At 46.7% G+C, this 12,570-nt stretch carries 11 protein-coding genes; 5 read left to right on the forward strand and 6 right to left on the reverse strand.

The features are described 5' to 3' along the window. Positions 1 to 86 precede the first annotated feature (86 nt). On the forward strand, positions 87 to 914 hold the full coding sequence (gene speE, locus MKY16_RS00600; RefSeq protein ID WP_029514919.1) for a polyamine aminopropyltransferase: 828 nt from the start codon (positions 87 to 89) through the stop codon (positions 912 to 914). Positions 915 to 1,185: 271 nt separating this feature from the next. Then, entirely contained in the window at positions 1,186 to 2,478 is a 1,293-nt protein-coding gene (locus MKY16_RS00605) for an MFS transporter (RefSeq protein ID WP_029514918.1), read from the forward strand. Between the two features lie 149 nt (positions 2,479 to 2,627). Here the strand turns inward: MKY16_RS00605 and MKY16_RS00610 are convergent, their stop codons facing one another. The 4 genes from MKY16_RS00610 to MKY16_RS00625 all read right to left on the reverse strand — a co-directional run bounded on the left by MKY16_RS00610 (position 2,628) and on the right by MKY16_RS00625 (position 7,232). Continuing rightward, positions 2,628 to 3,209 (reverse strand): LOG family protein, encoded by a 582-nt coding sequence (locus MKY16_RS00610; RefSeq protein ID WP_029514915.1) that lies wholly within the window; start codon positions 3,207 to 3,209, stop codon positions 2,628 to 2,630. 13 nt (positions 3,210 to 3,222) lie between these two features. Further along, positions 3,223 to 3,537 (reverse strand): MazG nucleotide pyrophosphohydrolase domain-containing protein, encoded by a 315-nt coding sequence (locus MKY16_RS00615; RefSeq protein ID WP_029514913.1) that lies wholly within the window; start codon positions 3,535 to 3,537, stop codon positions 3,223 to 3,225. Positions 3,538 to 3,741: 204 nt separating this feature from the next. After that, positions 3,742 to 5,481, reverse strand: coding sequence for an ABC transporter ATP-binding protein (locus MKY16_RS00620; RefSeq protein WP_340953625.1), 1,740 nt, complete (start codon positions 5,479 to 5,481; stop codon positions 3,742 to 3,744). Further along, the gene (locus tag MKY16_RS00625; protein WP_340953626.1) at positions 5,478 to 7,232 is read right to left on the reverse strand and encodes an ABC transporter ATP-binding protein; all 1,755 of its coding nucleotides are present in this window, start codon (positions 7,230 to 7,232) and stop codon (positions 5,478 to 5,480) included. Before MKY16_RS00625 ends, MKY16_RS00620 begins: the two co-directional genes overlap by 4 nt. Positions 7,233 to 7,385: 153 nt before the next feature. Here MKY16_RS00625 and MKY16_RS00630 point away from each other — a divergent pair, with 153 nt between their 5' ends. The 3 genes from MKY16_RS00630 (at position 7,386) to argS (ending at position 10,485) form a co-directional block, all read left to right on the forward strand. Then, positions 7,386 to 8,276: a LysR family transcriptional regulator gene (locus MKY16_RS00630; protein ID WP_165150572.1), complete on the forward strand. Its 891-nt coding sequence runs from the start codon at positions 7,386 to 7,388 to the stop codon at positions 8,274 to 8,276. Positions 8,277 to 8,368: 92 nt separating this feature from the next. Beyond that, on the forward strand, positions 8,369 to 8,803 hold the full coding sequence (locus tag MKY16_RS00635) for a DUF1934 domain-containing protein (protein WP_081112515.1): 435 nt from the start codon (positions 8,369 to 8,371) through the stop codon (positions 8,801 to 8,803). A 2-nt stretch (positions 8,804 to 8,805) separates the two neighbouring features. Next, positions 8,806 to 10,485: an arginine--tRNA ligase gene (gene argS / locus MKY16_RS00640; RefSeq protein ID WP_340953629.1), complete on the forward strand. Its 1,680-nt coding sequence runs from the start codon at positions 8,806 to 8,808 to the stop codon at positions 10,483 to 10,485. A gap of 110 nt (positions 10,486 to 10,595) precedes the next feature. Here argS and MKY16_RS00645 read toward each other — a convergent pair whose 3' ends face one another. Together MKY16_RS00645 and MKY16_RS00650 are read right to left on the reverse strand one after the other, a co-directional pair. Then, the gene (locus MKY16_RS00645; protein ID WP_069011481.1) at positions 10,596 to 11,456 is read right to left on the reverse strand and encodes a hypothetical protein; all 861 of its coding nucleotides are present in this window, start codon (positions 11,454 to 11,456) and stop codon (positions 10,596 to 10,598) included. Between the two features lie 126 nt (positions 11,457 to 11,582). Beyond that, positions 11,583 to 12,476, reverse strand: a complete 894-nt coding sequence (locus tag MKY16_RS00650) for a LysR family transcriptional regulator (RefSeq protein WP_340953631.1) — start codon at positions 12,474 to 12,476, stop codon at positions 11,583 to 11,585. Positions 12,477 to 12,570: the final 94 nt, after the last annotated feature.

A 12,570-nucleotide genomic window follows, 5' to 3' on the forward strand; every position in this document is an offset into this window, starting at 1 on the left:
TTTGCGTGTTACTGATATAAGGAAAGTCAACGTTTATGCTACCGGATTGCCGGACACATACTTTGATCAGAAAGAAGGTTGGAATGATGGACTTGTGGTTTACGGAGAAGCAGACTCCCTCTTTCGGTATTACAGCAAAAATCAAACAAACCTACGTCTCTGAGAAAACAGATTTTCAGGATCTGGCTATGATCGAGACAGAGGAATTCGGCAATATGCTTGTTCTGGATGGCATGGTGATGACAACGGTTAAGGATGAATTTGTGTATCACGAAATGGTAGCACATCCAGCTTTGAATACACATCCCAATCCGAAAAAGGTTTTGGTTGTGGGCGGTGGCGATGGCGGCGTTATTCGTGAGGTCATCAAGCACCCTGAAGTGGAAAAGGCTGTATTGGTGGAGATCGACGGTAAGGTGATAGAATATTCCAAGAAATATTTGCCTGAAATCGCAGGAAAGCTGGACGAGCCTAATGTAGAAGTGCTGGTCAATGACGGATACATGCACATTATTGAACACAAAAATGAATACGACGTCATTATGGTCGATTCGACGGAGCCCGTAGGTCCGGCAGCCCCGCTGTTCGAGCGCGGGTTTTACCAAGGTATTTTTGAAGCATTGAAGGAAGACGGTATTTTCGTTGCACAAACGGATAATCCTTGGTTCAAGGCAGATCTGATTCAGAAGGTTAACAAAGATGTGAAGGAAATTTTCCCGATTGTGCGTGTATATGGTGCGAACATTCCAACCTATCCGAGTGGTCTATGGACATTCACGTTGGGTAGTAAGAAGTATGATCCGCTCGAAGTAGACGAAAACCGAATTCCAGAGATGGACACCCGATATTATAGTCCGCGTTTGCACAAAGCGGCGTTTGTACTACCTAAGTTTGTAGAGGATTTAACGAAGTAAACATTTTAAGAAAAAGCGTCTTAGTGGTCTTTATTGCCTGTTTTTGGGCGGAAAGGAGCGCTATAGGCGCTTTTTTGTCTTGAATAAGATTTAAAAATGGCCATGATGCATACTGGACACTGAATTTCCTTTTAAGATAAAAGAAGGAAATTTAAGGGTGTGTGTAGAATATACAAAAAACCAGACATTTAACAGATTTGTAATGTCAACAGGGACGGTTTGGTTATGGAAATACATAAATCGGCGATGTACCAAAGAGGGGGAAACTTTTTTGATCAGACGCTCTTTTTATTACCTGTGGGGGTCCCAGACGATCTCCAACGTAGCAGATATCATCTACATGTTGAGTGTAGTGGTATTGGTGTTCAGCTCAAGTAATTCCTTAATGACGACTATTCTAATCCCGCTGTTCCGATTGTCTGCCCAAGTGCTTAGTGGGCTCGTTGCACCAATCGTCCTCGGCCGATTTCGGCTAACACGCGTGTTGCTATTTTCCCAGTTTGGTCAGTTTGTCATTTTTACGCTACTGCTGCTTTATTTGTGGATCGTACCTGAGCAGAGGTCGTTTCTATTTATTTTTGTGATGGTGTTCGGTATGTCTTTTCTGGATGGCTGGACCAATCCTGCGCGTAATGCGCTTGTACCCCGTTTGGCTACGGGTGAAGGGCTAATGCGTGCCAACGGCATGGTGGCGGTCAGTGATCAGGTGGTCAGGTGTGCAGGCTGGGCGCTGAGCGGAATTATTGTGGCTTGGCTGGGTTCCCTGAATACGCTTGTGATTGCATCCTGTTGTTATCTCGTGGCTGTAACTGTCACGTCCTTCATTCGTGATCCGCTGGATCAGAAGGAATTAAGTCTTGAAGCTTCAGATTCCTCGACAAATGCAGTAGAGCCTGCAAAGGCAAAGGAAAAAGGCTCCCATTGGAAAGAGCTTGGGGAAGGCTGGACAATCATTTGGCACAACCGTCGTATTCGTTCTCTGATGATCGTCGATAGCGTGGATAGTATCGGGGGAGTCTCCTGGCTTGGGGTATTTATTCTGGCGTACGTCAGCCAAGTGCTGCATCGGGATGCGAGCTGGTGGGGCTTTATGAATGCGTCCTTTTTCTCGGGCACGATTTTGGGTGGATTGATTGTCGTTGGCTTGGTCAAGCGATTGCAAAAGAACAGCTTTTTGTACATGCTCGGAGCATTGCTGGTGTATGTACTGATTACCATTGTATTTGCGCTGAATACCATCCCCGCTGCTGCGCTTATTCTTTTTGCTGTATCAGGCTTACCTGTTCAGATGGCTGGTATCATTCGCCGCACCTTGCTGCAAACCAGTGCACCGGCAGCCCAGCTGCCCAAAGTGATGGCGGGAATTGATGTGCTTACAAATCTCGCTTTCGGTCTGTCTTTGTTATTCATGGGCTGGTATGCAGACCGTTTCGGTATGGTGCAGGTGTATTTGTTGGCTGCGGCCATGACTACCGTTGCTGTTCTGATCGGCTGGTTCTACCGCAGGGATTTTCAGGAAAGTGAGCAAATGGACCAACCAACCGCTACGGGCGCTGGGATTTAAAATTGGGGTTCCCGTTAGGCGTGACAGCATTCATTGGATGAGTTCAATTTTACAGGAACACCACTGGAATAACGTTGACGGTGGTGTTCCTTTCATATCATATTAAATTAAATGGTATGTCTGTTGAGCAATACGTGCCATTCCTAATGTCAGGTCCGTTTGCTCGTGAGATATGTTTTGACGGCAGGAGGAGTGTAATTTGTAAATTGCTGTAGGATTCCTTGCGAAGTAGTATCCGTAATTACCAACGCACGATATTTTTCCTGCATAAATTGTTCCTCAACCATACGATTAAACAAGGAAATAAGAGGATCGTAATAATGGTTAATATTTAAAAGACCGCATGGCTTTTCATGCAAGCCTAATTGCGCCCATGTGAAAATTTCAAAGTATTCTTCCATTGTACCTGGGCCACCTGGTAAAACAATGAATCCGTCCGCAATCTCTGCCATTTTAGATTTTCGTTCGTGCATGGAATCAACAATGATTAATTCGCTCAGGCCATTATGTGCAATTTCACGGCTTTGCAAAAAGTGAGGGAGTACACCGATGACGTGACCTCCTGCATGAAGTGCCGCGTCAGCCACTGCACCCATTAAACCAACACTTGCTCCTCCATAAATCAGGCTTATTTCCTGTTCGGCAAGTGCCTTGCCCAGAGCAACAGCATGCTCTCGATAAATCTCAGACGCTCCATTACTGGAACCGCAAAAAACAGCAATGCTTTTCATATGAGATTCTCCTTTATGTATATCTTTTTGCAAGTTTTTGCTGGTGTGTTCGAAATATATCCTCCAAGGTGATGTCATACTTGTTGGCGATCACGATGAGATTACCCAGTACGTCTCCAAGTTCTTCAGTTAAATGCTCCCTGTTCTCCTCGAATGAACCATCGATCTCATCAGGCCGGTCTCTGCCGATCTCCAGGGCGCGAATAGCTCTCGCAACCTCCCCGGTTTCCTCTGCCAAGAAACCAATTCGGACGAAGATATCTAAATCAGACCAGTTCCTCTCTTGATAATATTGCTTGACCCACTTTTGAAATTCATTAATATCCATATTCAGCCTCCCAACTGAAACCCATGCATGATGTTGGCTATACAAACCATAAGGTTTAGATGAAACGGAACGTTTGTTCTCGTTTTATTATATAATATAGGGGGGGATTTATCAAAGAAAAATAAAAAAGCCAATTGCTTAAAAAGCAACCGACTTTTTTTAAGAACGTTGACCTTACTGATGCGACCGTATCCGGTCAGCCTTTTAAGCCGTAGTAAACTGGCTGTTATAGAGCGAGGCATAATGGCCGCCGCTGGCAAGCAGCCCCTCATGGGTACCACTTTCGACGACATCGCCGTTTTTCATGTATAGAATCAAATCCGCTTCGCGGATGGTCGATAGTCTGTGGGCGATCACAAAGCTGGTGCGTCCGGCAATCATTTTCATAAATGCTTTTTGGATACGCGCTTCTGTCAGAGTGTCTATGCTACTGGTCGCTTCATCCAGGATCAGCATAGGTGGATCGACGAGGATTACCCTCGCGATGGTAAGCAGCTGTTTTTGGCCTTGCGACAGGCTGTCGCCTGACCCGCTGATGACCGTATCGTAGCCATGAGGCAGTCGCTTGATGAAGCTATGCGCATTGGCAGCTGTTGCAGCCGCGATGACTTCTTCGTCCGTGGCTTCCGGCTTCCCGTAAGCGATATTGTCCCGAATGGTTCCGCTGAACAGCCATGTATCTTGAAGCACCATACCAAAGTTAGTCCGCAGGCTGTCCCGGCTCATGTCGTTGATATTCACCCCGTCGATGGATATCGAGCCGCTGTCTACATCGTAAAACCGCATGAGCAGATTGACGAGTGTGGTTTTGCCAGCTCCGGTCTGCCCGACAATGGCCACACGAGTGCCTGGCTTAACTTCTAAACTAAAGTTCGTAATGAGCGTACGTTCCGGGTTATAGGAGAATTTGACATGATCAAAAAGAATCGTGCCTTTGCTGCGCTCCAGCTGTACGGCGTTCGATTTTTCCGGCTGCTCTGGCGGTGAGTCCAAAATCGCAAATATGCGCTGAGCAGAAGCCGTGGCTGCCTGGAACTGGGTGAGAACACCCGTAATTTCATTAAAGGGCTTGGCGAACAAATTGGTATAAATCAGAAAGCTCGACAATCCACCTACCGAGATCCCACCCAAAATGATGGAGATACAACCAATCATGGCGGTGACTGAAAAAGTCATGTTGTTCACCAATCGGGTGGAGGGGTTGGACAATGATCCGTAAAACTGTGATTTCACCCCGGCTTGATACAATTGTTCGTTTCTGGCGGAAAATTCCTCAAGCGAGCGGTTTTCATAATGAAAAGCAGTAACTACCCGTTGTCCGTCAATCATTTCTTCTACGTAACCGTTCAGGCTTCCTAAAATTTTGGCCTGTTCGCGGAACATACGCTGTGACCTTGTCGTAATGAACCGTGCCACACCGTATGTGATCGGGGCAGACACCAATACGACCAACGTCATGATCGGACTGATATACAGCATGAGTACAATGGAGCCTATAATCGTAATAATCCCGGTAATCAAGGTGGAAAAGCCTTGCAGCAATCCATCCGACACAGCATCCATATCGTTCACAAAACGGCTAATGCTGTCTCCTTGCGGATGAGTGTCATGAAAGCTTAACGGAAGGATATTAAAATGATCAAATAACTTCCGCCGCATATCATTTACGGTCTGAAAAGCAATACGGTTCGTCAAATACGTGAGCAGCCAGCTAAACAGACTGCCTACAACATATACAATGCCTAATCCAGCTAGAATCTGTACAATACCTTTAAAATCCACTGCTCCCTTATTCACCATGTGGTCGATAGCTTGACCAATCATGTAGGGTCCGATCAGACTGGCAAGCACGCTGAGAATCGCACTGACGATGACCCAAAATGTTGTTGTTTTATATTGACCGACATAGGTTAACAATCTTCTCCAGGTTTCCTTGCCACTCATTGGTCCACCTCCTGCGTTGAGAGCTGGGAGCGATTAATTTCCTGATATACCTCCGAGCTGCTCATCAACTGATCATGTGTGCCGATTCCGACAATCCGGCCTTCATCAAATACAATGATTTTATCGGCATGCTGTACACTGCTTACTCGTTGCGAGACCAGTAGGACAGTCATGCGGGTGCTATTTTCCCGTAGCGATTTACGGAGAGCGGCATCGGTTGCAAAATCAAGTGCGCTTGAGGAATCGTCCAAAATCAGAATTTCCGGATTGCCTACAATAGCTCTGGCAATGGTAAGTCGCTGTTTTTGTCCTCCCGATAGATTAAGTCCTCCTCGGGTGATCGGGGCATCGAATTTTTCCGGCAAGTTAGAAATAAATTCATCCGCTTGCGCGATTGCTGCGGCTTGAGCGACTTCCTCGTCGGTGGCGTGTTCATGTCCCCAACGGATATTATCCGCTATCGTCCCAGTGAACAGCAGCGCCTTCTGAGGAACAATACCGATTTTCTGCCGCAATTGCTCAAGCTTATACTGCCGAACGTCGATGCCGTCAACCTGCACACGACCCTCTACCGCATCATAGAAACGGGGAATGAGATTCACAAAAGTGGATTTCCCCGAACCTGTCCCTCCGATGATGCCGACCGTCTCACCGGGATAGATGTTTACGACTACATCACTAAGTGCCAGTTGTCCTGTCTTATTGTATCCAAAGGAAACATGATCAAAAGAGATGGCTGGTACAGCGCCATGCCCACTTGTTCCCTCCCTGTCTATAGATGTAGAAGTAGCAGCAGTGTCGGAAATCGAAGCTTGCGTGTCTAGGACCTCCTGAATCCGCGCTGCTGAAGTGGCAGCCTTGGTGAACAAAATAATTAAATTGGTCACCACAATCAGAGCTAATAAAATTTGCGTAATGTAATTAATAAAGGCAATAATCTCCCCTTGTGTAAGTGATCCATATTGGATATGGATGCCGCCGATCCACAGGATTGCAATAATAGCTCCGTTTACCACCAGCAAGGTGGCAGGGCTTAGCAAAGCAGAAATACGTCCGACACGAATAGCGGTCTGAGTCAGGTCATCCGAAGCGGCCTTGAATTTAACTCGCTCAGCGCCTCTTTTGGCAAATGCGCGTATGACCCGTACGCCTGTAAGATTTTCGCTAAGTACCAGAGCGATTTTATCGAGTTTTTTTTGATACCGACGATACAGTGGTGAAGCCTTCGTAATGACCACATACAGGATCAAAGCTAGAACCGGTGTAGCCGCCAACAGCACCAAAGCCAGGCGGAAATCCAGGATCATGGACATGATAATAGCCCCGATACAAATAAAAGGAGCACGAATGACCAGACGAATCAGCATCGCTACAGCCGTTTGGAGTTGATTGACATCATTCGTAATCCGGTTGATGAGCGAGGGCGTACCGAACTTATCGAGATCAGCATAAGAAAACGATGAAATATGTTTAAACATCGTATTGCGCAGCGTAGTCCCGAATCCTTGGGAGGCACGGGCTGCGTAAAACTGACACACTAATGAACTGCCAAAGCCCAGTATAGTCATGAGTAACATCAAAAGACCCATCTGCCAAACATAATGGGTGTCTCCTTTACCTACACCATGATTGATCATTAAGGCAACCATAGTGGGCAGCAATAGTTCCAAGATGGCCTCAATCAGTTTAAATAGAGGCCCAAGAATCGTTTCCTTTTTATAGGGTTTCAAAAAAACAGCAAATTTCAGCAAATAAACCATCACCTAACCTAAATAATGTATATAGCCTCATGCCGCAATAGCATATCTGAATTTGATTATGTCATATCCCCAACCATATGAATAATATTTAATATATATTAGAGGTATAGGTTTTACATATATCAGTACCGGAGGGCCATAATGATGGAATTGAGACATCTCAAGTATTTTTTGGCGATCGCAGAGGCCGGACAGATTACAGCGGCAGCCAAAAAGCTGCAAATCGCACAGCCTCCCTTAAGTCAGCAGCTCATGCAACTGGAGGAAGAGCTTGGTGTAAAGCTCGTGCATCGAGGCTCGCGAAGCATCCAGTTGACGGAGGCCGGCATCATTTTACAGAATAGGGCCAAGCAGATTCTGGAGCTGACAGATGCCACAACGAGAGAAATTAATGATTTTGCCTTGGGGATGAAGGGTACGCTTACCATTGGAACGGTCTCCTCTTCCGGCGCAGCCCTAATGAAAGACAGGCTTTCCGAATTTCATAAAACCTATGCGGGTGTAAAATTTGAAATTCATGAGGGAAATACCTTTAGGATTCTCGATCTTTTGAACAAAGGAATTGTCGAGGTCGGTATCGTCAGAACCCCTTTTAATACCACTGATTTAGGGTGCAGATATGCGTCCTCCGAACCGATGATCGCAGTGATGACAGAAGAACATGACTGGAACCCCGAACAGAAGACCATCCCGTTGTCTGGCTTGAAAAACAGGCCGCTCATCGTATATCGCCGCTTTGAACAATTGATCCACGATACCTGTATAAAGCATGGCTTTGAGCCGAATATCTTCTGCAAAAACGATGATGCTCGCACCACGCTTCATTGGGCTAATGAAGGGCTGGGGATCGGTATGATTTCGCGGTCTGCGTTGTCACTCGGAAGCAATAACCAGTTAATCGTTAAGGAAATTATGTGTGAAGAATTGCATACACGTGTGGCGGCTGTCTGGATGAAGGATAAATACATGTCTTCTCTAGCCTCTCGATTCATTGAAAGTTTTAGCCAAGCATCTGATGGAGCTGACTTAAGGTAGCTAAATTTTTTGGATGAAAGCATCTTTTTGTAAAAACTCATTTGAATTGCAATCGGGAACTGGATATAGTAGTACAGTAGGATAGCAATAGAATGGAGTTTGAATACATGCCACATAATGCAAAGGTCCGAATCCGTCTTCATAGTCATCATGACGGAGAAGATGTGGTACAGGAACTTCCCGGAGAAGCGATCGTGCGTGGGAAGCATCTATATATAAGGTACGATGAGCCGCAAGAAAGTCCTGAGGGCGGTACGACACGGAACACAGTCAAAATCGGATCGGATGAGCTAAAGCTGATTCGTCACGGTGAGGTACAATCAGAGCAGTCGTTTGCGCTGGGACGCAGGTTGCCTGGATTTTACCGCTCGCCTTATTTAAACCTGAACATGTCTGCGCATACGCAGAAGCTCGATATTCGGATGGATGGTTTCACCGGACATGTGAGCTGGACCTATGATCTGTACGTATTTGAGGATTTCTCGGGGCATTTTGCCATCAGTTTGCATATACAGGAGGAGCAATAATCATGACAAGCAATCCACTGGAACTTATTAATCAAAAGGTGACTTCAGCAATCGAGGCGGCGGTGCTGGCTACTGGAATCGTGAGCCGCGAAGAGCTACCGACCATTACGCTGGAGGTACCAAAGGACAAGTCACACGGTGATTTGGCTACCAACGCTGCGATGCAGCTCACCCGCATTGCGAAGAAGAACCCACGGCAAATCGCTGAAGATTTGATCGCGAATATGGATTTAGCTTCCGCTTCTATTGAAAGTGCGGAAATCGCTGGACCGGGCTTTATTAACTTTCGCCTGAACAAGAGCTACCTGTATGCAGTCATTGGACAAGTGCAGGAGCAGGGGGCAGATTACGGGCGTATACAGGAAGGTGAAGGCAAAAAAGTACAAATCGAGTTTGTCAGCGCCAATCCGACAGGTAGCCTTCACTTAGGTCATGCACGTGGTGCAGCCGTAGGGGATGCTCTCTGCAACGTGCTTGATTTTGCCGGATACAAAGTAACTCGTGAATACTACATTAATGATGCGGGCAACCAGATTTACAACATGAGCCGCTCTATTGAAGCGCGTTATTTGCAGGAGCTGGGACAGCCTGCGGAGATGCCGGAGGATGGTTACCATGGTGAGGATATCATCGGGTTTGCCAAGGAACTGGTGGCCGAAAAGGGCGATTCTCTGTTGTCCATGGAACCGGGAGATCGTGCTGCTTATTTCCGTGACTACGGTCTGGAAAAGGAACTAAACAAGATTAAGCGTGATCTGGAGCTGTTCCGTGTACCTTTTGACTCCTGGTTCAGCGAAACGTCGCTGTATGAAAATGGTGAAGTGCTTAAAGCGCTGAATGAGCTGCGTGACCGTGAAGAGATTTACGAGAAGGACGGAGCTACATGGCTGAATACGACCAAGTACGGCGACGATAAAGACCGTGTCTTGATCAAAAATGACGGTACATATACGTACCTGACCCCGGATATCGCTTACCATCGCGATAAATATGCTCGTGGGTATGACACGATCATCAACATTTGGGGAGCGGATCACCATGGCTATATTCCACGGATGAAGGCAGCAATGGAAGCACTGGGTAATGACCCGGATAAGCTTAAAGTGTTGATTGCCCAAATGGTCAGCTTGTTCCAAAATGGGGAAAAAGTAAAAATGTCCAAACGTACTGGCAAGGCCGTGACGATGGAAGATCTGATGGAAGAAGTGGGTGTAGACGCGATCCGTTACTTCTTCACTATGCGCAGCATGGATTCGCACCTGGATTTTGACATGGATTTGGCGATTTCCACTTCCAATGAGAATCCAGTATTCTACGTACAATATGCGCACGCACGTGCATGCAGCGTATATCGTCAAGCTGAAGAGCAGGGGATTGCTGTGCTGCCGTTGGCAGAAGTTGACTTGTCCAAGCTGACGGCTGAGCATGAATACGATTTGCTCCGCAAAATCGGCGAGCTGCCGGAGGAAGTATCGGTGGCGGCTGCAAACTTTGCACCACACCGTATGATTCGCTATGTCTACGAGCTGGCTTCATTGTTCCACAGCTACTATAAGGCAGAGCGCGTCATTACAGAGGATGCCGCTCAAACGCAGGCACGCTTGGCGTTGTTTGGTGCGGTGCGCACGACCATTGCCAACGTACTGAAGCTAGTGGGCGTGTCTGCACCGGAACGTATGTAAGCAAGCAACTTTAACATCATGACCTTGTAGTCATATAAATAATAATAAAAGGAACCGAGGCGCCACTCTCAACAGGTTGGCGCCTCGGTTCCTTTTTATGTTGGATTAGCTTAGTAGCGTTCCAGTACCAAATTCGTTTTCAGGGAATCGGCGGGAACCAGCCATCCTTTGGATTGCAACAGGTTCATCAGCTTGGTGCGGTTGCTGGCGGCAACACTGTAATCCGAGGTTTTGAAGGAGATTTCGATAATATTTTCTGTACCTGATCCGTTTGCGCTGCGAATAGGCCATATTTCAACGTCGGTATCCAGTCCCTGAAAGCTACCTTCATATTTGCTGACCTGTACCGGACCGCGTACTCTGGAGTCTGCCAGAGTTTTCTTGCCCCAGTTGCTGGATTTCCAGTTTTGCAGCTTGCCCGGAAGATTATCCTGTAGTTGCTTTAATGCTTGATCTGGGGAAGGCAGAGCCAATCCTTTGGAGGCGTTTGTTTTTTTATCATTGGAAAAACTTAGTGTTTGCTTGCTGTATCCCCAATCCACCTCAGCCTCATAATTATCATCAGATGCGCTGAACCCTTCTTTATTCGCTTGGGTGAGCGCCGCGTCGATATTTCCATTTGTGACCGTATAGCGCTTTTTGTAGGTTAATTCATAATTTTTTTTGTCCTCTTTTTTGCGAAACCTCACGTTCCAGCCCTCGTCATTTAATTGCAATGAATTTGTATCAAAATACTCGACGCTCAATCGTTGTGCATCGTCGCTAATTTGAAACTCGTTCACGATGCCACTTTTTAATGAGCCATCCGCATTGAGCACCTGAGCCGTATCCAGTAGTAGCTTCACCTCATAGCTTGGTGTGGCATTGGCGGCAGCTTGTACCGGTTCTGCTCCTTTCCATCCTGTTACGAGCAGTACTGCACTCAGAGTTACTACCGACATCAATTGGGTGATACGAAGGCCTGTTTTCATTTCATCCTCTCCTGTTCGTCTGAATAGGTTACACGCTACACTTTACGGGTGTATTGTCAGTCGTATGTCAAAGCAAGAGGGTGCTCCGGTAAAAAAAAGACATAATTTCTATATGACAGGTAAGATTTAATCTTGGTTCCATGATAAATATTCGGTGAATCTGTGAATGAGCGCCGAGCGATGGCGGTCTTTGTTGCTGACCATATAAATATACCGCTCAACAGACTGCCCCGGAATAGGTCTTACAACCAGTAAGCCCCGCTCAACCTCTGACTGAACGGCAATGCGAGAGACAAAGGAGATGTGTTCTCCCAGCATAACCGCATGTTTGATGGCTTCCAGTGAATCCAACTCCAGATAGGAGGGAAGTCGCCGACTCCCACGCTCCAGCCATTTGTCGGTCACGTGGCGTGTGCTGGAATCCTTGCCATGTAATACGAAGGAGGAAGAAGCGATAAGCTCGGGTGTCAAATCGGTTTCGTTGGCGAGCGGATGAGTGGGTGAGCAGATGAGCATCAGTTCATCTTCGCCCAAGGATTCTGAGAGTAGCGTTGGGGATTGAAACGGCTCTGCCGAAATGATGCCAAGATCAATTTCGTGACGAGCGAGCATGTCCTTGATCACGGGCGCAGTTTTCACAGACAAGGCGATGTGAATGCCCGGATGCTCACGGGCAAAGCGGTGCAACACAGCAGGAAGCAAGTAGGTAGCGGGTACATAGCTTGCGCCAATACGTATGCTTCCCCGCTGGAGCGTATCGAACTCGCGGACGACTCGCTCAGCTTCAGCAGCCAGTGCATTAATTTTGCTGGCATAGTGCAGTAGCGCATTTCCAGCATCCGTCAGGATGATTTTGCCCATGCGTGTGTCAAACAGCTTTACGCCGAATTCACGCTCCAGATTTTTCATATGAAAAGTAACAGTGGGTTGCTTTAGGCCAAGAAGCTCGGCGACCGTGGTAATTTTATGGTGCTTATTCAGCAGTTCTACAATATGTAACTTTAGAAGACTTAAATTCACTTAGAATGCCTCGCTTTCAGGTTAATCGAACAATCATGCCTATTTGTATGGGTAGCAGCATCAATCCCCTCTATATAGATTAAATCTATGAGTG

Origin of the sequence: Paenibacillus sp. FSL L8-0641, assembly GCF_038006265.1 — a bacterium.
GTDB lineage: Bacteria > Bacillota > Bacilli > Paenibacillales > Paenibacillaceae > Paenibacillus > Paenibacillus polymyxa_D.

Bases quoted from the DNA above. Each gene is read 5' to 3' on its own strand.
- speE (WP_029514919.1), top strand. From the start codon at position 87: ATGGACTTGTGGTTTACGGAGAAGCAGACTCCCTCTTTCGGTATTACA.
- MKY16_RS00645 (WP_069011481.1), bottom strand. From the start codon at position 11,456: ATGAAAACAGGCCTTCGTATCACCCAATTGATGTCGGTAGTAACTCTG.
- MKY16_RS00610 (WP_029514915.1), bottom strand. From the start codon at position 3,209: ATGAAAAGCATTGCTGTTTTTTGCGGTTCCAGTAATGGAGCGTCTGAG.
- MKY16_RS00615 (WP_029514913.1), bottom strand. From the start codon at position 3,537: ATGGATATTAATGAATTTCAAAAGTGGGTCAAGCAATATTATCAAGAG.
- MKY16_RS00630 (WP_165150572.1), top strand. From the start codon at position 7,386: ATGGAATTGAGACATCTCAAGTATTTTTTGGCGATCGCAGAGGCCGGA.
- MKY16_RS00620 (WP_340953625.1), bottom strand. From the start codon at position 5,481: ATGAGTGGCAAGGAAACCTGGAGAAGATTGTTAACCTATGTCGGTCAA.
- MKY16_RS00635 (WP_081112515.1), top strand. From the start codon at position 8,369: ATGGAGTTTGAATACATGCCACATAATGCAAAGGTCCGAATCCGTCTT.
- argS (WP_340953629.1), top strand. From the start codon at position 8,806: ATGACAAGCAATCCACTGGAACTTATTAATCAAAAGGTGACTTCAGCA.